The following is an 18213-nucleotide window of genomic DNA, read 5'->3' as shown; positions in this document are numbered from 1 at the left end:
ATTCCCATGGGGGATGCGCATGCGGAACGGCGGCCCGCCGGTGAGCTGGGGGCGAGCGTCCTGGCGGCGCTGTGGGCGGCCGGAACCCCGCTGACGCCGGGGCAGGTCCAGGAAGCGCTCGGCTCCTCCCGTGCCCGCACGACGGTGACGACGATCCTGTCCCGTCTGTACGAGAAGGGCGTGGTCACCCGCACCCGGTCCGGCCGCGGGTTCGCCTACCTGCCGACCGAGGACGCGTCGGGGCTCACCGCGCGCCGCATGCACGCGGAACTGGCGAGGACCGAGGACCGCGTGACCGTGCTGAGCCGGTTCGTCTCCCAGCTCAGCGAGGAGGACGAGGCGCTGCTGCGTGCCCTGCTGGAGGGCGACGGCGCCGGGGGTGTCGCGTGAGCCGGCTGGTGTCGTTGCCGCTCCTACTGGCGTCCGGCTCGCCGGGCACGGCCGTCGCGATCACTGTCGTCGCCGCCTCACTGCCCGCCGCGGGCAGCCGGAGCGAGCTCGCGGTCCTGAGGAGGAACGCCCCGACGCCTGCGCGCGGCCGGGCCGTCCCGGCCGCATCGTGATCACCTCAGGAAGGCTGCGCGTGCTGTCCGCGGCGGCATGCGATGTCCTGCTCGCCCATGAGCGAGCCCATCTGAGGAGCCGTCAACACCTTCTGGCGGCGGCGGTGGAGCTGGCCGCCCACTGTCCTCCGGGGCTGCGCGCTGGAGCGCACCGCGCGGACACGTTCCCTGGAGGCCCGCCCCGCCTGGCGGCGCTGACGCTGCGCGCCTGTCTGGTCGTGTCGGCCGGTGCGTCCTTCCAGGCGGCCGACAACCTGCACACCGGCATCGAAATCGTGCAGGGCGGGACCGGCGAGGAGTGAAGTGGTCCGGTCCCGTCGGCGCATGGATGCGGGGCTCGATTCGGGCCCCCGTACAGTTAGATAAGGCAAACCTATTTATCGATGACCGGGCGCATCGGCCCGGGGCGGCTGCAGGGCGGTAGCGGGATGGTGGAGGACGGCGGGGACGCGAGGCGTCCGCACGGTGAACTCGTCGCGGATGTGCTTGCGGTCCTGTGGGCGGCCGCGGAGCCGTTGACCCCGCAGCAGATCAACGCCGTGCTCGACCGGGACCTGGCCAGGACGACGGTGACGACGATCCTCACCCGCCTCTACGAGAAGGGGACGGTCGTACGGACCCGCGAGGGCAGGGGCTTCGCCTACGCCGCGGCGGACGACGCCGCCGGGCTGGCGGCCGGGCGCATGCGCCGCGAGTTGGAGCGGGAGCCGCAACGCGACCTGGTACTGAAGCGGTTCGTTTCCTCGCTGTCCGGGGACGACGAGGAAGCGCTGAGGCGTCTGCTCCTGGAGTCCGGGGAAGGCGAATGACCCCGGTTCTGGCCGTGGTCACGCTGACCCTGCTCCTTCCCTGGGCAGCGGTGCCGGCCACCCGCCGGCTGGCCGGTCTCATGCCGCCGAGGGAAGCGTGCGCGGCGCTGACCGGAGCCGCTCTTCTGCTGGCCGGCGGCACCGTGGCAGCGCTCATCGGCCTGTTCCACGTGCCGTTCCTCGCCTCCCTGGAGCAGATTCCGCTGTCGAAGGCGGCTGCCGAGTGGCCGGCCGCAGTGCCGGTGGCCGCGGTCGCCGGTGCGGTGCTGGCCTTCCAGGCGGTGCTGCTGGTCCGCCGCTGGTACGAGCGCCGCTCGCTGCTCGCCCGCGCCTGGTCGTCCACCGGCGGCGCGGTGCCCGATGGCGATCTTCTGGTCGTACAGGATGCCGAGCCGCAGGCGTTCGCGCTGCCGGGGTGGCGCAAGCGCGGCGGCCGGGTCGTGGTGACGACGGGCATGCTCAAGACGCTCGGTCCGGCGGAGCGCGAGGTGCTGTTCGGCCACGAGCGGGCCCATCTGACGGGCCGCCACCATCTGTGGTCCGTCACCGCCTACCTGGCGGCCGCGGTGCACCCCGCCCTGCGGCTCCTGCGCCCGGCGCTGGACTTCCACCTGGAGCGGTGGGCGGACGAGTCGGCGGCCTCGTCGGTGGGCGACCGGCGGTTGGCGGCGACCGCGATCGCACGCGCGGCGCTGGCCGCCGCGTCCGCCGAGAGGGTTCGGAGTGCCCGTGGCCCCCTGCTGTCGGTGAGTACCGGGCCGGTCCCGCAGCGGGTCGAAGCCCTGCTGCGGCCGGTGCCGGTCCGGCCGCAGGCACGCAGGACGCAGGCGGCCGTGGCGGGCCTGGTGACGGCGGTGGCGGTCTCCGCCCTGCTGGGACTGGCGCTGGCGTACGGCCTGCACGAGTACGTGGAACTCGCTGCCGAAGACGTGCGGGGTCGCTGAACCACCGAGTGACGACGTCGATGTAGACCGATCGACTCGGGTGCAAGTAAGCTCACCTGGGTTTACTTCACCTATCTCTTCGAGCCCGGAGCGCCGTGTGGTCCCGGAGCCGAAAGTGCTCCGTAGCCGGCGCGCAGTGTGCCGTGGGCGACGTCGTCCGCGCGTCCCGGGCCGGAGGTGACATCCCCCTCCCCGGCGATTGGATGCGACGTGTACGACAGGGGGAGCGGGTCGTCGAGTCCCTCCGAGCAGACCGTGCATCTCCTGGCGGCGGCGGGCAAGGCCGGGGACGCGCTGATGACCGAGCGATTGCGTGCGGGTGGATCGAGCCCCTTGCACCGGTCGGTTCTCACGACGCTGGCCGAATGGGGGCCGCACGCCCGGCGTGATCTCGCCACTCGGATGGACGTGCCACTGGCAGACGTCTCGCGGGTGATCCGCGATCTCCTGGCGCAGGGCCTGGTGCAGGACATGGTCGTCAACATCGGCGGTCGCCACGAGGTGGTGACGCTCACCCCGACCGGTACGGCGGCACTGACCGCGATGCAGGACGACATGAACGTGGTGCAGGACGTCCTGCTGGCGTCCCTCACGAAGGGTGAGCGCGCCCAGCTGCACTACCTGCTTCGGCGGGTGTGCGCGACGGCCGCCCGTCTGGGCGCGGTGCGCTCGGCATCGTCCTAGGGATGTCTTGCCGATCAGGCCGGGCGAGGTGGTGACGACCGCGTCTCCAGGAGGCTCGTGTCGCACAGGTGCCCCCGTCCGTGCGATTCGGTCGTACGTCCACGTCCTGCGGGCATGATCGCCGTCTGTTCGGGGGCCGACTGTCCAGAGGGGGGCGCCCTCCTGACGAGGACGACGGCCAGGCCCCGGGGCCGACGCAGGCCGCGGAGCATGAACGGTCCGTTTTCCGGGCCTGCAGGCCTGTCGGGTTGCGCAGCCCGTGCCGGTGTCAGCCGTCGCCCTCGAAGGGCCAGGACCGGATGTCGCGGTAGTGGATGGGGCCGGGGCCGCGGCCGGTGTTGCTCCCGACGAGGTGGAGGCGCCGGGCCTCCCACGGGCGGCCGGTGAACGCGTCGAGCCCGGTCGCGGCCTCCACCGCGCTGGTGGTGTCGTGGCGGCGGGAGCGCGCCAGCGTCAGGTGCGGGCGCAGGGGCCGCCCGTGGAACGGGATGCCGCAGTCGGTGACCGCGGCGCGCACCTCGGCGGCGAGCAGGTGCAGCCCATCGAGGTCTCCGTCGATCCCGGTCCACAGGACCCGCTCGTCGAAGTGCCCGCCGCCGCGCAGCGCGAGCCGCAGCGGCCGCCGGGCCGCGGCGAGCTCCGCGAGCGGCGGCCGCAGCAGTTCGACGGCGGTGACCGGGAGCTCGCCGAGGAAGGCCAGGGTGATGTGCCAGTCCTCGATGCGGTTCCAGCGCATGCGCGGGTACGCGGCGTAGGCCGGCTGCAGCCGCTGCTCCAGCTCTTCCTTCGCGTCGTCGGGCGGGGCCAGCGCTATGAACACGCGGACGGTCGCTGCCTGGGTCGTTTCGTTCACGAGGTCTTCGTATCCTGTTCGGGCACGTTCCGTCATCTTCTGCCCGGTGGGGTGCGGGTCAGTGGGCGCCGGGGGACCCGATGGTCACCACGCGGGCCCAGGCGGGCGGGGAGTCCGGGACGTGGTCGGGGTTGTCCTCGCGCCAACGGCTCCGCCGATTCCGGGGGAAGAGGCCCACCACCGTGCGGCAGGGCGGTCGCGTGGCCGGCCAGGCCGTCTGTCCGTCCGTCAGGACCACGATCACGTCGGGCCGGGGTCCCGTGCCGAGGGCCTTGGCGAATCCCGTGCGCAGATCCGTACCCCCGCCGCCCAGCAACGGGATGCCCTCACCGCTGCACAGCGGGTGCACGATCCGCGCCGCCGCGTCGCACGGCACCACGCTGACCATGTCGCTACGGCCGCCCACGGCACGGGCGATCGCGGCGACCTCCAGCAGCGCACTGCCCAGTTCGGCGTCGCTGACCGAACCCGAGGTGTCGATGACCACGCAGACCCGGGGCGGTCTGCGCCGCAGGCTCGGGAGTACGGCGCCGGGCACCGCGGGTACGTGCGGATACCGTCGGCGGAAGTCGTGCAGCGCCCCCGGGATGTCGACCGCGGCGACGGTCGGGATCAGCCCGACGGCGAGCCGCCCGCGTACCTCCCCGACGGCCGCCGCGACCTCGGCGGCCGCCCGCTCGGCGGCGTCCAGACACTGACGGGCGGCCGGGAGGAACGCCTCACCGGCCGGTGTCAGCCGCACCCGGCGGCTGGTGCGCTCGAAGAGCCGTGCGCCGAGTTCCCGTTCCAGGCGTGCGATCTGGTGGCTGAGGGCGGACTGGACGACCAGGCACCGTTCGGCGGCCCGGGTGAAGCTGTTCGTCTCGGCGACGGCGAGGACGTAGCGCATCTGCTGGAGCTCCATCGATCCATCGTGGATCACGATCGATGGGCTGACAAACATGTGTTGGACTCATCTATCGGGCCCGATGAGACTCCGAAGCATGACAAGTCCAGCCGCACGGGCGGCCCGTGGGAACCTGCCGCGCACCCTCCTGACCGCGCTCGCCCCCCTGACGTGGGGCACGGTCTACATCGTCACCACCGAGCTGCTGCCGCTGGGACACCCCCTGTTCGCAGGCCTGCTACGGGCGTTGCCCGCCGGCCTGATCGCCCTGGCGCTCACCCGGACACCGCTCCGGGGAGCCTGGTGGGGGAGGGTCGCGGTGCTCGGCACGCTGAACATCGGACTGCTGTTCCCGCTGCTGTTCATCGCGGCCGAACGCCTGCCCGGAGGGGTGGCCGCCACCCTGACGGCGGCCATGCCCCTCATGGTCGCCGTCCTGGCCGTGACCGTCCTCCACGAGAGTCTCTCCGCCCGGCGCCTGACCTGGGGTGTGATCGGCGTCGTGGGCATCGCAGGGGTGGTGATCGGCCCGGACGCGGCGTTCGACCCCGTGGGCATCGCGGCGGGCCTGGCCGCCGCGGCCGTACTGGCACTCGGGGTGACGCTCACCAAGCGCTGGGGGCGGCCCGCCGGCATGGGCCCCACCGCCTTCGCCGGCTGGCAGCTCACGGCCGGCGGCCTGTTCCTCATTCCCGTCACCTTCCTCGCCGAAGGGCCACTGCCCGCCATCGGCCCGACCGCGGCCCTCGGCTACCTCTGGCTCTCCCTGGTCTGCGGCCTGGCCACCTTCGTCCTGTGGTTCCAAGGCATCGGGAGCCTCCCCGTCACCTCCGCCGCGGTGCTCGGCCTGCTCTCGCCGCTGGTCGCCGCAGTGCTCGGGGCCGTCCTGCTCGGCCAGACACTCGGCCCGGTACAACTCGTGGGCTTCGGGCTCGCGCTCGCCGCGATCGTGGCGGGACAGCTTCCGGCGCCCGGCCGCCCGACCGGCTCCGGCCGGCGTGGTGTTCAGTCGTGCGGCGGGAGGGAACCGAGCTGGTGGTCGGCGACGTTCAGGGCCTCGTCCACCAGCCGCCGCAGGTGCCCGTGACCCAGGGCGTAGACGACCCGGCGGCCGTCCTTGCGAGTGGTGACCGGTCCGGCCGGACGGAGCTTGGCGAGGTGCTGGCCGACGGAGTGGCGGGCGGCCCCGCACGCTTCGGTGGGGGTGGTGACATCGGCCTCGCCCCGGCCGAGGCGTTCCATGAGCGCCAAGCGGGTGCGGTCGGCGAGCAGGGCGAGCACGGACGCGGCGGCCTCCAGCCGGTCGCCCCGCCCAGGCGCGTCCGGCGCACCCGGCGCGATCTGCGCACCGTGTGCACCTGCCGGATGTCTGCCTGCACTCATGCGCACATCGTCGGGCGCCGCTGCGCGCAAGTGCCCGGGCCCCGCCACCCCCACAAGGGGGCGGCGGGGCCCGGGCACAGGCGGCGCGGTCGGGATCAGCCGAGCGCGGGCGCCTCCTGCTGAGCCGGAGCCGTCACTTGCGCGCCGTCGGCGCGCGCGGCCAGGAGCCGCTGGGCGAGGACGCCGAAGACGACGGCGAACACGGCCCACAGGACGAGCTGGACGGCCAGCGAGGCGACCCGGAACTCCCACAGCAGGGCCGCGGGGAAACCGGGCTGGACGGCGTCGCTGTTGTCCGGAAGGAACACGAACGCCAGGGCGGCGGCGACGATGAAGCCGACGCCCGCGGTCAGCGTCGCGTTCCAGTTGCCCAGGCGCGGTGCCAGCCGCCGTCCGAGGATGATCGCGCCGATGCCCAGCAGCACGCTGAGCAGGATCATCAGGAAGAACAGCGTGGTGCGCTGACCGATCGTGTCCGGGTTGCCGACCGCCGGCGGGGTGGCCGGGTACTTCAGGAACGGCACCAGGTAGACCGTGGCGAAGGCACCCGCCGCGGTGAGCGCCGCCGTGGCCCGCGGGCTGAACCCGCCGACGCGGCCGAGGGCGAACGAGAACGCGAGCGAGGCGATGCCGCCCAGCGCGACCCCGTAGACCAGGACACCGGTGGCCAGGCCGAAGGTCGACTGAACCGGTCGGCTGACCAGCTCTTCCTCCTCCTCGGCGGCCTCGCCCGACGCGGCGTCACCGCCGTGCCCGGCGTGCGCGCTCGGGGCGCTCGCGGCGTCCTGGGCGGCCTGGGCCTCTTCCACGGCTATGGAGCCACGTACCGGCGGCTCACCGACCACGTAGGCGACCGCGAAGGCGAACAGCCCCGCGATCAGGCCCGCGAGCATGCCGCGGACCAGCAATCCTCTGACAGTGGAGGCGTACATGTGCGTGGCCTCTCAGTGGCAGGGGAAGCCGAGCAGATGACGACCGTCGTGCACCCACTCGTGCACGCCCTCGCCGGCGAACACGGCCGTGGCGCCCTGTTCGGCGCCGACGAAGTACAGGGCGACGAGCATCAGGAGACCGACGAAGAGCGCCCAGGGCAGCACCGCGCGCACAGGCAGCGGAGCCGACAGGGAGCCGGCGGGGGTGGATACGGCAGCGGAAGCGAGAGCCTCGGCCATGATGGAACCTCCTCGGGGAACAACGCGTCCCATACGGTGGTGCAGGACGACGGTCCTCGGGTCTGACTCGCCGCGACGCCATCGTGGAGATGCCGCCGCAGCACACAGTGGCGCGACCATGCCGGATTCACACCGGGCTTCCGTCTCGCCGTCGTCGCTATGTGGAAATGTCGCCGTGACGGTACCGTGCGCAGCGCCTGCGGCCAAGACCGTGAGTCCCTGATCACACGCCTACGCTGCGGTAATGCGGGTCCGCCGGGTCCCGCGGGACCCGAAGTGTCCATCAACTGGACCTGCAGACTGCTAGAATGACCGCGTTGGCCTTCGGCGTGCGTGCCCCGTGCATGTGTCCGGAGGCTTTTTTCATGCCTTCACACCGGTCCACCACCAGCCCTGCCCTGCCTCCGACCGCCGCCGCCACCACCGGCTACCGAGCCCTGCTCCGCAACAAGGAGTTCAGCGGCCTGTACCTCAGCTTCACCCTCACCGTCGCCGCGAGCACTCTGTCCGGCTTCGCGCTCGGCACACTGGTCAACCACCGGACCGGTTCCCCGTTCCTGACGGCCGTGAGCATGTACGGCGCCACGTTCGCGACGGTGCTCGGCGCGCTGACGCTGATGTCCGTCGCGGACGGGAAGCGGCCCCGCCGGACCCTCCTCCTGCTCCAACTCGTCTCGCTGGTGGGCGTCGCAGCCCAGGCGGTCCCGGGGCTGCCGCTCGCGGCCCGGTTCGCCCTGCTGCTGACGCTGGGCTTCTTCCAGTCCCTCGGCACCGGCACCCGGCTGGGGCTGCTCGCCGAGGTCGTGCCCAGCTCCGCCTACGCGCCCGCCCGTTCGCTGATGAACATCACCTCGGGCGGCACGGTGATCACCGGCTACGCAGTCGGCGCCGTACTGCAGCGCCACCTGAGCCCGTACGGGGTCTTCGTCGTCGCCGCGGCCCTGACCGCCCTCGGGGCGGCCGTGGTGGCCGCCACCGTCCGGGAACACTCGATCCGGCTCACCCGCCGGCCCGGGCTGCGCCGGACCTGGACGGCGAACGCCGAGCTGTTCGCCCACCCCGGCCGCCGGACGCTGCTGCTGAACCTGTGGGTCCCCAACGGGCTGATCGTCGGCTGCGAGGCCCTGTTCCTGTCCTACGACCCGGGCCGGGCGGGCACGTTCCTCGCCGCCGCTTCGGCGGGCATGCTCCTCGGGGACCTGACCGTCGGCCGACTGCTCACCGCCGACCGGCGACGCCGCCTCGCCTTCGCCCTGCGGCTGCTGCTCGCCGCCCCCTTCCTGCTGTTCGCCGTCCACCCGCCCCTCCCGGTCGCGACCGTGGCGGTGTTCCTCGCCGGTGCCGGGTTCGCGGCCACCCTGCCCCTCCAGGAGCAGCTCCTCGAACAGACCCCCGAGGCCGTCCGCGGCCAGGTCCAAGGGGTCGAGTCGGCCGGCCGGATGACCTGGCAGGGCATCGGCGCCGCCATGGCCGGGGGCCTGGCGCAGTACGTCGCCCCGGGCACCGCGATCGCCGTCGTCGCCGGGGCCTCCGTGGCCGTCACCCTGCTGTGCCGGCCGTCGCGCCGTACGGGGCCGGAAGAGACGGCCTAGTCGCGGCGCGTTATTCGAGCATGTGTTCGGTTATCGGGGTTAGGCTGGATCCATGCACGCAGTCCAGGGCCTTCAGGGTTCCCTCTTCGACCAGGGCGACGAGATCCGGCTCGGGCCCCTCGGCGGCATGCGGCGGACCGACCTCGGGGCGGGGGCCTGGGTCGATCACCTGCCCGGCTGGCTGAGCGGCGCCGACGCGCTCTTCGAGCGGCTGGCCGCCGACGTGCCCTGGCACGCCGAGCGGCGGCAGATGTACGAGCGGGAGGTGGACGTGCCCCGGCTGCTCGCCTTCTACGCCGCGGACGAGCCCCTGCCCCACGCGTCGCTCACGGAGGCCCGCGAGGCGCTGACCGGCCACTATGCCGCCGAGCTCGGCGAGCCCTTCACCACCGCGGGCCTGTGCCTGTACCGCGACGGCCGTGACAGCGTCGCCTGGCACGGCGACCGGACCGGCCGCTCCCGGACCGAGGACACCATGGTGGCCATCGTCTCCGTCGGCGACCCGCGCGATCTCGCCTTCCGCCCCCGCGACGGTGGTGCCACCCTGCTGCGGCTGCCCCTGGGGCACGGCGACCTCGTGGTCATGGGCGGCTCCTGCCAGCGGACCATGGAGCACGCCGTACCCAAGTCGGCGCGGGCCGTCGGCCCTCGCATCAGCATCCAGTTCCGGCCCCACGGCGTCCGCTGACCCGAACCGGCCGATCCTGAAGAACAGCGACGTCGTGATCGGGCTGTTCGTCGGCATGTTCGAGAAGAACATGCCGACCTTCGATCCGGGCTGGGACGGCAGTGCGAACGCGCTCGACTCGTTCACCGGCATCCGGGACACGCGGCGGCAGCTGAAGGGGCGGGGCGTGGAGTTCCTGGCGGAGGCCGACGAGTCGGGCTCGGGCCCGGCCCGGGCCCGGGCAGCTTCCCCGTCGTCGACCCGGACGGGAATCCGGTCCTCTTCGACCAGCACGTCTGACCGGCACGTCTGACCGGCACGTCTGATCCGACGGCTCAGGCGGCGCCGGGCTCCTTCGGGGAGCGGACGGCCCCGGCCGCCGCGTGCAGCGAGCGCAGCGCCAGCAGCAGGATCCCGATGTCGTCCAGGTACACCGGGTCCGGAATCAGGTCCAAGGGTGAGACGGTGTAGATCACCGCGGCCCAGAACAGGGCCTTGTCGTGCAGCGGGATCCCGGCGTCGACCAGCAGCCGCCGGGCCGCGAAGACCCGTACGAGCAGCACGGCCGCGGTGATCGCGAGCCCCACCGCGACGAGCGTGCCCAGGGCGAGCCAGACCTTTCCGTCCATGGCGGCCCTATACCCCGATATCGGGCCGCGATACCCCGCGGGCGGCCGGATGCATTCAGGCGCCCTCTCCGCGCAGCCTGCGGCCGACCTCGCCCAGCCCTTCGGCGAGGGCGTCGAGCTGCTCGGCGGTGAGGACGTCGACGAGGATCTCCCGGACCGTCGCCACGTGCCCGGGGGCCGCCTCCTCCAGCTTGGCGCTGCCGGCGTCGGTGAGGACGGCGAAGACGCCGCGCACGTCGGAGGGGCAGCTGCGGCGGCGGACCAGGCCGGCCTTCTCCATCTGGGTGACCTGGTAGGTCAGCCCGCTCTTGGAGTTGATCAGCCCGTTGGCGAGCTCGGTCATCCGCAGCTCGCGCCCGGGCGCCGCGGCGAGCCGTACGAGGATCTCGTACTGGGGGTGCGAGAGCCCGGCCTCGTCCTTGAGCTGTTGGTCGAGACGGCGGTTCACCAGGGCCGATGCGGCGAGGAACCCGCTCCAGGCGCGCATCTCGCGGTCGTCCAGCCATCTCGGTTCAGCCATGGCTCCAGCCTACACGGGTTGTTCCAATTTGAATCAATGGTTAGGGTCGGGGCCTAGCGGTTCGAATTTGAACAACTCTCCTGCCTCCCCACCGGGCCGCCCGACCGGAAGGACCCCCCCGATGACCAGCCCCTCCGTCACCGCGACGAAGCCGCAGGCCGCCGCACCGGCCGCACGCCCCGAGCCCTCCGCCCTCTCCACCCCGGGTCACGACACCGGCCTGCTCCTCCTGCGCCTGGTCCTCGGCCTGACCATGGCGGCGCACGGCTCGCAGAAGCTCTTCGGCTGGTTCGGGGGCGGCGGCATCAGCGGCACCGGCCAGTTCTTCACCGCCAGCGGCTACCCCGCGGGCGATGCCATGGCGGTCCTCGCCGGCCTCACCGAGACCCTCGGCGGGCTCGGCCTCGCCCTCGGACTGCTCACCCCGCTCGCCGGGGCCGCCGTCGTCGGCACCCTGATCAACGCGATCGCCGTCCACGGCGCCGGCGCCTTCTTCGCCCCGAAGGGCATCGAGTACGAGCTGCTGCTGGCCGCGGGCGCCGCGGCCCTCGCCCTCACCGGCCCCGGACGGTACGCCGCCGACCGCTTCCTGCCCGTCCTGCGGAGCCACCGCCTCGCGCACGGCGCCCTCGCCGTCACCCTCGGCGTGGTCCTCGCCGCCGTCCTGCTCCTCGTACGCAACTAGAACGACGACAGACCGGTGGACGCCGGGTGGGCCGCTACGGCCCGCCCGGCGTCGGCGTATTCCGACCGGCCATACGGTTTGCGCCAACTCTCCTTGACTTCAGGTGAGTTATTGCTGTGCTCACCTATGTTCTACGGGGCACATCAGTTCGCCCCAGGAGGTCAGATTGCAGTCCAGGCGCTTCCTCGCCTTTCACCGTGCGATACGCCGTTCCCACCTGCTCATCGCTCTCGGCCTCGGCTCCCTGCTGATCGGTCTGACCCCGTGGTTCGTGGTCACGAGCACCGCAGCGGCCGGCCGCGCACCGGCGCCCCGTCCCGCGCCCGTGCCCTTCGACCAGCAGACGGCGAAACAGTCGCCGCACCACGGCATCGTCCCCGCGAACGCGATGGAGCCGACGGCTCCGATCCTCGACCGGACCGGATGGACGGCCACGGCGAGCGATCAGGAGACCGGCGCCGAGAACGGCCGCGCGGCCAACGTCCTCGACGGGAACACCGCCACCATCTGGCACAGCAAGTACGCTCCCACCCCCACCCCGCTGCCGCACAGCATCACCGTCGACATGCACCGCACGGCGGTCGTCTCCGCCCTCGTCTACCGTCCCCGTACCGACGGGCCCAACGGGCGCGTCGGTGAGTACAGCATCAGCCTCAGCAGCGACGGACTGAACTGGGCGACCCCGGTCGCCACCGGCACGCTCGCGGACGACGTCAGCCCCAAGACCCTCGGATTCGCCCCCCAGGGCGCCCGGTTCGTCCGGCTCACAGCGCTCAGCGAGGCGGGCGGCCGCGGACCCTGGTCCTCCGCCGCCGAGATCGACCTGCTGGGCGACCCCGGCACCCCGGCGGCCACCATCGACCTGTCCCGCGCCGGATGGACGGCCACGGCGAGCGACGAGGAGACCGGCGCCGAGAACGGCCGCGCGGCCAACGTCCTCGACGGCAAGGACGACACCCTCTGGCACAGCAAGTACGCCCCCACTCCCACCCCGCTGCCCCACAGCATCACCATCGACATGCACCGCACCGAGGTCGTCTCCGCCCTCGTCTACCATCCCCGCTCGACCGGGCCCAACGGGCGTGTGGGTGCGTACTCCGTCGCCACCAGCACCGACGGCGTCACCTTCGGCACACCGGTGGCCTCCGGCACCTGGCGGGACGACGACACCGTCAAGACCGCCACCTTCACCCGCGCCGCATCCGCCCGCTTCGTCCGGCTGACCGCGACCAGCGAGGCCGGCGGCCGCGGACCGTGGACCTCCGCCGGTGAGATCCGCCTGAGCGGTCCGTCCAGTCCGGCAGTCCACGGCTCCTGGGGCCGGATCACCGGCTTCCCGCTGGTGCCGGTGGCCACCGCCGCCCTGCCCGGCGACAAGCTGCTGGCCTGGTCCGCGTACGCCGTCGACCGCTTCGGCGGCAGCAACGGCTACACGCAGACCGCGATCCTGGACCTGAAGACGGGCAAGGTCACCCAGCGCCGCATCGACAACACCGGACACGACATGTTCTGTCCCGGCATAGCCATGCTCGCCGACGGCCGGGTGCTGGTCACCGGGGGCAGCAACGCGGAGAAGGCGAGCATCTACGACCCGGCCACCGACAACTGGTCCGCCACCACGAGCATGAACATCGCCCGCGGCTACCAGGCCATGACCCTGCTCTCCACCGGCGAGGCCTTCGTCCTCGGCGGATCCTGGAGCGGATCCACGGGCACCGACAAGGCCGGAGAGGTCTGGTCCCCGGACACCCGAACCTGGCGCAGCCTGCCCGGCGTCCCCGCCGCCCCGGCGCTCACGGCCGACCCGGCCGGACCCTACCGCGCCGACAACCACATGTGGCTGCACGCCACTTCGGGCGGCAAGGTCCTGCAACTGGGCCCGAGCAAGCAGATGAACTGGATCTCCACCAGCGGGCAGGGCGGCATCACCGCCGCCGGCACCCGGGCCGACAGCCAGGACGCCATGACGGGCAACGCCGTCGCCTACGACATCGGCAAACTGCTCACCCTGGGCGGCTCGCCCGCCTACCAGGACACCCCGGCCACCCGGCGCGCCTACACCGTGGGCATCTCGGGCAGCCAGGTCCAGGCCGCCCGCACGGGAGACATGGAGCATGCCCGCGCCTTCAGCAACAGCGTGGTCCTGCCCGACGGCAAGGTGGCCGTCTTCGGCGGTCAGGCCTATCCGGTGCCCTTCAGTGACGCCACCTCCGTCCTGACCCCCGAACTGTGGGACCCGGCGACCGGCGCCTTCACCCCGCTCGCCACCATGGCCGTTCCGCGCAACTACCACAGCGTGGCCAACCTGCTGCCCGACGGACGGATCTTCTCCGGCGGCGGCGGTCTGTGCGGCGACTGCGCGACCAACCACGCAGACGGGGCGATCTTCACCCCGCCGTACCTGCTCAACGCGGACGGAACCCCGAAGCCGCGTCCCGCCATCACCGCGGGCGTGCCCCCCAGGGCGGCCCCCGGCTCCTCGCTCACGGTGAGCACCCAGGGTTCGGTGGCGTCCTTCGTCCTGATGCGGGCCGCCGCCGCGACCCACTCCACCGACAACGACCAGCGTCGGGTCCCCGTGGTGTCCACCGCGGCGGGAGGCGGCACGTACACGGTGTCGATACCCGCCGACACCGGTGTGGTCCTGCCGGGGACCTACATGCTCTTCGCCCTCGACGCCCAGGGCGTACCGAGCATCGGTCAGTTCGTCACGATCTCCTGACCCCGACCCCATGAGCGATGTCCGGGGCCTGAGCTGATTGGCCCCGGACATTCAGGGGAATAGCGCACAAATGACACAAGCCATCGAAGACTACGCACTCATCGGCGACCTGATGACCAGCGCACTGGTCGGCCGTGACGGGTCCATCGACTGGCTGTGCCTGCCGCGCTTCGACTCGGCGGCCTGCTTCGCCAAACTCCTCGGCGAGGAGGAGAACGGTCACTGGCGCATCGCGCCCCTCGACGCCGCCGTCGGCGAGCCCTGCACCCGCCGCGCCTACGTCGACGGCTCCCTGATCCTGGAATCGTACTGGGAGACCGAAACCGGAACCGTCAAGGTCACCGACTTCATGCCCCAGCGCGAGGTCGCCCCCGACGTCATCCGCATCGTCGAGGGCATCAGCGGCACGGTCAGGATGCGCAGCACCCTGCGCCTGCGCTTCGACTACGGCCACGTCGTGCCCTGGGTGCGCCGCAGCGACGGCGACCGGGTCGCCATCGCCGGGCCCGACTCCGCCTGGTTCCGCAGCGAACCCCCGGTCCGCACCTGGGGCGAGGCGAACAGCACCTGCTCCCAGTTCCCGGTCACCGCCGGCCGGCGCGTCGCCTTCGTCCTGACCTGGCACCCCTCGCACCGGCCGCGCCCCGACCCCTGCGACCCCTTCGGCGCACTGGAGCAGAGCCTCGCCGACTGGCGGGAATGGACCGCGCAATGCCGCTACGAGGGCCCCTACCAGGAGGCGGTCACCCGCTCCCTGATCACCCTCAAGGCCCTCACCTACGCCCCGACCGGAGGCATCGCCGCCGCGGCCACCACCTCCCTCCCCGAAGAGCTCGGCGGCGTCCGCAACTGGGACTACCGCTACTGCTGGCTCCGGGACTCCACCCTCACCCTCGGCTCGCTCCTGTCCACCGGCTTCCTCGACGAAGCCCGCGCCTGGCGCGAGTGGCTGCTGCGCGCGGTCGCCGGCGACCCCGCCGACCTCCAGATCATGTACGGGATCGCCGGCGAGCGGCGGATCCCCGAGAGCGAACTGCCCTGGCTGCGCGGCTACGCCTCCTCCGCCCCGGTCCGCGTCGGGAACGCCGCCGTCGACCAGCTCCAGCTGGACGTGTACGGGGAGGTCATCGACTCCCTCTACCTGGCCCGGTCCGCCGGCCTGCCCTCCGAACGCCACGCCTGGCGGATCCAGCTCGCGCTGCTCGACTTCCTCGAACGCAACTGGCACCGGCCCGACGAGGGCCTGTGGGAGGTCCGCGGCCCCCGCCGCCACTTCGTGCACTCCAAGGTGATGGCATGGGTCGCGGCCGACCGGGCCGTGCGCACCCTGGAGAGCGACCCCTCTCTGGACGGCGACGTGGAGCGCTGGCGCACCATGCGCGACGAGGTGCACCGCGACGTGTGCGCCAACGGCTACGACCCCGAGCGGGGCACCTTCACCCAGTACTACGGCTCCGCCGAACTGGACGCGGCGACCCTGCTCATCCCCAGGGTCGGATTCCTGCCGCCCGACGACCCGCGGGTCGTCGGCACGGTCGACGCCGTGCGCGCCGAACTCGGCAGCAGCGGACTGGTCCGCCGCTACAGCACCGCGGGCTCCACCGTCGACGGGCTGCCCGGGGACGAAGGGGCCTTCCTGGCCTGCTCGTTCTGGCTGACCGACGCCCTCCACATGACGGGCCGGCGGGAGGAGGCCCGCGCCCTGTTCGAGCGGCTGCTGTCCGTACGCAACGACGTGGGCCTGCTCGCGGAGGAATACGACCCCCTCGCCGGACGCCAACTCGGCAACTTCCCGCAGGCGTTCAGCCACGTCGGCCTGGTGAACACCGCGCTCACCCTGGCGAGCCCCGCCTGAGCGCACGCCCTACGGGTCCCCGCCGGTACGGGAGGCCAGCAGCAGCGCGATGTCGTCCGGCCGGTCGGCGGTGTTGCCCGCCTCGCTGATCAGCCGGTCGGCGGTCTCGGTCAGCGGGGACGGCCGGGCCGCCTCCAGGGCCTTCCGCAGCCGCTCCACCCCCACGTCGATGTCGAGGCCCGGCTTCTCCACCAGCCCGTCCGTGTACAGGGCGAGGACCGAGCCCGTCGTCAGCCGCAGCTCCGTGAGCGGGTACGAGGCCTCCGGGTCGATGCCGAGCACCACCCCGCCCGCCAGGTCCAGCACCTCGGTCCGGCCGTCCGGATGGCGCAGCAGCGGCTGCGGGTGCCCGGCCCGGGCGGCCGTCACGGAGCCCGACGCCGGGTCGAGCAGCATGTAGCAGCAGCTCGCGAACTGGCCCGGATCCAGGTCGATGAGCAGCTGGTTGGTGCCGCTCACCACCTGCTCCGGAGTGCTGCCGCTGAGCGCGAACGCCCGTACCGCGCTGCGCAGCTGGCCCATGGTCGCCGCGGCCGCCACACCGTGGCCCTGGACGTCCCCGATGACCAGGGCCAGCAGGCCGGCGCCCGTCTCGACGACGTCGTACCAGTCGCCGCCGACGTCCATGCCCAGGGTGCCGGGGAGGTAGCGGCCGACGGTGTCCACGTGCTCGCGCACCGGCAGCCGGTGCGGCAGCAGGGCCGACTGCAGACCGCGGGCGAGCTCCACCTCGCTGTCGTAGCGCCGGGCCCGCGCGAGCGCCTGCGCGATCAGACCGGCCAGCGCCGTGAGCACCGTACGCTCCTCCGCGCTGAAGCCTCGGGGCGAGTCGAAGCCGAGGATGCACGAGCCGACCGGCCGGCCGGAGGCGATCAGCGGCAGGAAGGCGCGGGCGCCGACATCGGCGTCCAGCGGAATGCCCGGATAGGCGGCGGCCAGGTGCTGCATCGACTCGAAGAACAGCGGCCGGCCCGTGGTCAGGGTCTCCACACCCGGCAGCCGGACATCGAGGGAGACCCCGTCGAACCGGTTGAGGAAGCCCTGCGGGAAACCGGTCTCCCAGGCCAGGTGCAGATGCCGTTCGTCCAGCAGGTAGATCGCCAGCTGGCGGCCGCCGAAGGCCGGCAGCAGCTCCTCGGTGACCACCGCCGACACCTGCCGGGCCGTGACCGCCTCCGTCAGCGCGATGGCGAGGGCCACCGGCCGGTACAGCGCCGAGGCCTCGTCGGCGGACGCGTCGAGGTCCGCGTACGCGTCCACGCCGGCGTCCGGGTCCCGCCGGGCCCGTGACTCGCGCGCGTAGGACGGTTTCGCGGAGGTGCCCAGCGTCAGGGTCACGCCGTCGGCCGCCGGGTACAGGTCCACCGACAGCCACTGCCCCGGCGCGTGCCGGCCGCGCCGGGCGGGGAAGTGCACCGGCTCGCCGGACATGAAGCCGGCCCGGAAGTGGTCCTCGTAGGCGGGATGCCCGAGCCACGGCAGCGCCTCCCACAGCAGCCTTCCCTGCAGATGGGGCCCGTCGAGGCCGAGCAGCTCCTTCGCCGCGGTGTTCACGTAGCCGATCCGGCCCTCCCGGTCCAGGGAGAGCACCGCCTGCGCGAGCCGGTTCGCGGCCCTGCGGGCGCCCTCGGCCCCGGCCTCGGGCGGTGGCGCCGGCACGCCCACCGGGTCGCCCTCCCACAGCACCCGCGCCCCGGCCGCCGCGAGCGCGGTGAGGTCGGCGGCCAGCTGCTCCGCGGCCCGTCGCATCCGTTCGCGGTCCGCGGTCCCGACCGGGATCCCCGGGGTCGCCTCGCGCAGCACCACCAGCACGCCGAACCGTTCCGTCCCGGCGGTCACCGGCTGGTACAGCGAGCCGAAGGGGAACGGCAGCCCGGCCATCATCTGCGGGAAGCGGCTCATCGCCGACTCCGCGTCGGGCAGGTGCACGGCCTGCCCGGAGCGGTAGGCCTCGGCGATCGGGTACGGGCGGTTCACCTGCATCCGCCACCAGGGCCGGAACAGCTGCAGCGGCAGGCCGGTGAACACGGCCATCAGGAGCAGTCCGGTGGTGGGCGAGCGCAGGTAGACGCCGGCCGCGTACCCACCGACGGCCTCCATCGCGTTCACGGCGGCCCGTGCGAGCACCTGGGCCGTCGCATCAGGGGCATCCGTGGTGTCAGGGGCGGCGCCGACGCTGTCCGCTCTCGCCATCACACAGCCAGGATGCGCCTTCGGCGGCGCCGCCTGCATCCCGGCTGGTCGCGGCC

Annotated in this window: 20 protein-coding genes; 12 read left to right on the top strand and 8 right to left on the bottom strand. The window is 72.9% G+C overall.

The features are described 5' to 3' along the window. The first annotated feature begins 6 nt into the window (after positions 1-6). From ACZ4YL_RS22205 to ACZ4YL_RS22185, 5 genes are all read left to right on the top strand, one after another. On the top strand, positions 7-390 hold the full coding sequence (locus ACZ4YL_RS22205) for a BlaI/MecI/CopY family transcriptional regulator (RefSeq protein WP_468118680.1): 384 nt from the start codon (positions 7-9) through the stop codon (positions 388-390). A 169-nt stretch (positions 391-559) separates the two neighbouring features. Then, entirely contained in the window at positions 560-865 is a 306-nt protein-coding gene (locus ACZ4YL_RS22200) for a hypothetical protein (RefSeq protein ID WP_468118678.1), read from the top strand. Between the two features lie 126 nt (positions 866-991). After that, complete coding sequence (locus ACZ4YL_RS22195) at positions 992-1372, top strand: BlaI/MecI/CopY family transcriptional regulator (RefSeq protein WP_468118950.1); 381 nt, start codon at positions 992-994, stop codon at positions 1370-1372. After that, a complete protein-coding gene (locus tag ACZ4YL_RS22190; protein ID WP_468118676.1) occupies positions 1369-2316 on the top strand; it encodes a M56 family metallopeptidase in 948 nt (315 codons plus the stop codon). Before ACZ4YL_RS22195 ends, ACZ4YL_RS22190 begins: the two co-directional genes overlap by 4 nt. A 210-nt stretch (positions 2317-2526) precedes the next feature. After that, positions 2527-3000 carry a MarR family winged helix-turn-helix transcriptional regulator gene (locus tag ACZ4YL_RS22185; RefSeq protein ID WP_468118674.1) on the top strand — a complete coding sequence of 158 codons (474 nt, stop codon included), beginning with the start codon at positions 2527-2529 and terminating at the stop codon, positions 2998-3000. Positions 3001-3268: 268 nt separating this feature from the next. Here ACZ4YL_RS22185 and thpR read toward each other — a convergent pair whose 3' ends face one another. Together thpR and ACZ4YL_RS22175 are read right to left on the bottom strand one after the other, a co-directional pair. Then, on the bottom strand, positions 3269-3853 hold the full coding sequence (gene thpR, locus ACZ4YL_RS22180; RefSeq protein ID WP_468118673.1) for an RNA 2',3'-cyclic phosphodiesterase: 585 nt from the start codon (positions 3851-3853) through the stop codon (positions 3269-3271). A 58-nt stretch (positions 3854-3911) separates the two neighbouring features. Continuing rightward, complete coding sequence (locus tag ACZ4YL_RS22175; protein ID WP_468118672.1) at positions 3912-4757, bottom strand: LysR family transcriptional regulator; 846 nt, start codon at positions 4755-4757, stop codon at positions 3912-3914. Positions 4758-4836: 79 nt separating this feature from the next. Here ACZ4YL_RS22175 and ACZ4YL_RS22170 point away from each other — a divergent pair, with 79 nt between their 5' ends. Next, positions 4837-5826: an EamA family transporter gene (locus tag ACZ4YL_RS22170; protein WP_468118670.1), complete on the top strand. Its 990-nt coding sequence runs from the start codon at positions 4837-4839 to the stop codon at positions 5824-5826. Here ACZ4YL_RS22170 and ACZ4YL_RS22165 read toward each other — a convergent pair. The 3 genes from ACZ4YL_RS22165 to ACZ4YL_RS22155 all read right to left on the bottom strand — a co-directional run bounded on the left by ACZ4YL_RS22165 (position 5745) and on the right by ACZ4YL_RS22155 (position 7294). Next, complete coding sequence (locus tag ACZ4YL_RS22165; protein WP_468118668.1) at positions 5745-6122, bottom strand: ArsR/SmtB family transcription factor; 378 nt, start codon at positions 6120-6122, stop codon at positions 5745-5747. The two genes, ACZ4YL_RS22170 and ACZ4YL_RS22165, sit on opposite strands and share 82 nt — an antisense overlap. A 95-nt stretch (positions 6123-6217) precedes the next feature. Next, on the bottom strand, positions 6218-7054 hold the full coding sequence (locus ACZ4YL_RS22160; protein ID WP_468118666.1) for a CbtA family protein: 837 nt from the start codon (positions 7052-7054) through the stop codon (positions 6218-6220). Positions 7055-7066: 12 nt separating this feature from the next. Continuing rightward, on the bottom strand, positions 7067-7294 hold the full coding sequence (locus ACZ4YL_RS22155; protein ID WP_189733983.1) for a CbtB domain-containing protein: 228 nt from the start codon (positions 7292-7294) through the stop codon (positions 7067-7069). A 365-nt stretch (positions 7295-7659) separates the two neighbouring features. Here ACZ4YL_RS22155 and ACZ4YL_RS22150 point away from each other — a divergent pair, with 365 nt between their 5' ends. From ACZ4YL_RS22150 to ACZ4YL_RS22140, 3 genes are read left to right on the top strand one after another with little or no spacing between them, the layout of a single operon-like run. Beyond that, positions 7660-8886, top strand: a complete 1227-nt coding sequence (locus ACZ4YL_RS22150) for an MFS transporter (RefSeq protein ID WP_468118664.1) — start codon at positions 7660-7662, stop codon at positions 8884-8886. Positions 8887-8938: 52 nt separating this feature from the next. Then, positions 8939-9574, top strand: coding sequence for an alpha-ketoglutarate-dependent dioxygenase AlkB (locus ACZ4YL_RS22145; protein WP_468118662.1), 636 nt, complete (start codon positions 8939-8941; stop codon positions 9572-9574). A 34-nt stretch (positions 9575-9608) separates the two neighbouring features. Next, positions 9609-9866, top strand: a complete 258-nt coding sequence (locus ACZ4YL_RS22140; RefSeq protein ID WP_468118660.1) for a hypothetical protein — start codon at positions 9609-9611, stop codon at positions 9864-9866. A gap of 22 nt (positions 9867-9888) precedes the next feature. Here the strand turns inward: ACZ4YL_RS22140 and ACZ4YL_RS22135 are convergent, their stop codons facing one another. Both ACZ4YL_RS22135 and ACZ4YL_RS22130 read right to left on the bottom strand, forming a co-directional pair. Next, positions 9889-10182, bottom strand: coding sequence for a YkvA family protein (locus tag ACZ4YL_RS22135; protein ID WP_468118659.1), 294 nt, complete (start codon positions 10180-10182; stop codon positions 9889-9891). A 55-nt stretch (positions 10183-10237) separates the two neighbouring features. Then, positions 10238-10702, bottom strand: coding sequence for a MarR family winged helix-turn-helix transcriptional regulator (locus ACZ4YL_RS22130; RefSeq protein WP_468118657.1), 465 nt, complete (start codon positions 10700-10702; stop codon positions 10238-10240). Between the two features lie 121 nt (positions 10703-10823). On the opposite strand from ACZ4YL_RS22130, the gene ACZ4YL_RS22125 reads away from it, so the two are divergent. The 3 genes from ACZ4YL_RS22125 to ACZ4YL_RS22115 all read left to right on the top strand — a co-directional run bounded on the left by ACZ4YL_RS22125 (position 10824) and on the right by ACZ4YL_RS22115 (position 15964). Next, positions 10824-11387: a DoxX family membrane protein gene (locus tag ACZ4YL_RS22125; protein WP_468118655.1), complete on the top strand. Its 564-nt coding sequence runs from the start codon at positions 10824-10826 to the stop codon at positions 11385-11387. Positions 11388-11553: 166 nt separating this feature from the next. Continuing rightward, the gene (locus ACZ4YL_RS22120; RefSeq protein WP_468118653.1) at positions 11554-14109 is read left to right on the top strand and encodes a discoidin domain-containing protein; all 2556 of its coding nucleotides are present in this window, start codon (positions 11554-11556) and stop codon (positions 14107-14109) included. A 70-nt stretch (positions 14110-14179) separates the two neighbouring features. Next, on the top strand, positions 14180-15964 hold the full coding sequence (locus ACZ4YL_RS22115; RefSeq protein WP_468118651.1) for a glycoside hydrolase family 15 protein: 1785 nt from the start codon (positions 14180-14182) through the stop codon (positions 15962-15964). Positions 15965-15973: 9 nt separating this feature from the next. On the opposite strand, the gene ACZ4YL_RS22110 is transcribed toward ACZ4YL_RS22115, so the two are convergent. Further along, positions 15974-18064, bottom strand: a complete 2091-nt coding sequence (locus tag ACZ4YL_RS22110) for a SpoIIE family protein phosphatase (RefSeq protein ID WP_468118948.1) — start codon at positions 18062-18064, stop codon at positions 15974-15976. Between the last annotated feature and the right edge of the window lie 149 nt (positions 18065-18213).

It is taken from the genome of Streptomyces sp. NPDC030021, from assembly GCF_055574035.1.
The sequence above is the reverse complement of the archived record's forward strand: the minus strand, read 5'-3'. Positions and strand labels throughout refer to the sequence as shown.

What these genes read in the sequence shown, in the direction of transcription:
- ACZ4YL_RS22190 (WP_468118676.1), top strand. Translation starts at nt 1,369, where the DNA reads ATGACCCCGGTTCTGGCCGTGGTCACGCTGACCCTGCTCCTTCCCTGG.
- ACZ4YL_RS22195 (WP_468118950.1), top strand. Translation starts at nt 992, where the DNA reads ATGGTGGAGGACGGCGGGGACGCGAGGCGTCCGCACGGTGAACTCGTC.
- ACZ4YL_RS22125 (WP_468118655.1), top strand. Translation starts at nt 10,824, where the DNA reads ATGACCAGCCCCTCCGTCACCGCGACGAAGCCGCAGGCCGCCGCACCG.
- ACZ4YL_RS22160 (WP_468118666.1), bottom strand. Translation starts at nt 7,054, where the DNA reads ATGTACGCCTCCACTGTCAGAGGATTGCTGGTCCGCGGCATGCTCGCG.
- ACZ4YL_RS22205 (WP_468118680.1), top strand. Translation starts at nt 7, where the DNA reads ATGGGGGATGCGCATGCGGAACGGCGGCCCGCCGGTGAGCTGGGGGCG.
- ACZ4YL_RS22145 (WP_468118662.1), top strand. Translation starts at nt 8,939, where the DNA reads ATGCACGCAGTCCAGGGCCTTCAGGGTTCCCTCTTCGACCAGGGCGAC.
- ACZ4YL_RS22130 (WP_468118657.1), bottom strand. Translation starts at nt 10,702, where the DNA reads ATGGCTGAACCGAGATGGCTGGACGACCGCGAGATGCGCGCCTGGAGC.
- ACZ4YL_RS22175 (WP_468118672.1), bottom strand. Translation starts at nt 4,757, where the DNA reads ATGGAGCTCCAGCAGATGCGCTACGTCCTCGCCGTCGCCGAGACGAAC.
- ACZ4YL_RS22155 (WP_189733983.1), bottom strand. Translation starts at nt 7,294, where the DNA reads ATGGCCGAGGCTCTCGCTTCCGCTGCCGTATCCACCCCCGCCGGCTCC.
- ACZ4YL_RS22170 (WP_468118670.1), top strand. Translation starts at nt 4,837, where the DNA reads ATGACAAGTCCAGCCGCACGGGCGGCCCGTGGGAACCTGCCGCGCACC.
- ACZ4YL_RS22165 (WP_468118668.1), bottom strand. Translation starts at nt 6,122, where the DNA reads ATGAGTGCAGGCAGACATCCGGCAGGTGCACACGGTGCGCAGATCGCG.
- ACZ4YL_RS22110 (WP_468118948.1), bottom strand. Translation starts at nt 18,064, where the DNA reads ATGGAGGCCGTCGGTGGGTACGCGGCCGGCGTCTACCTGCGCTCGCCC.
- ACZ4YL_RS22115 (WP_468118651.1), top strand. Translation starts at nt 14,180, where the DNA reads ATGACACAAGCCATCGAAGACTACGCACTCATCGGCGACCTGATGACC.
- ACZ4YL_RS22135 (WP_468118659.1), bottom strand. Translation starts at nt 10,182, where the DNA reads ATGGACGGAAAGGTCTGGCTCGCCCTGGGCACGCTCGTCGCGGTGGGG.
- ACZ4YL_RS22150 (WP_468118664.1), top strand. Translation starts at nt 7,660, where the DNA reads ATGCCTTCACACCGGTCCACCACCAGCCCTGCCCTGCCTCCGACCGCC.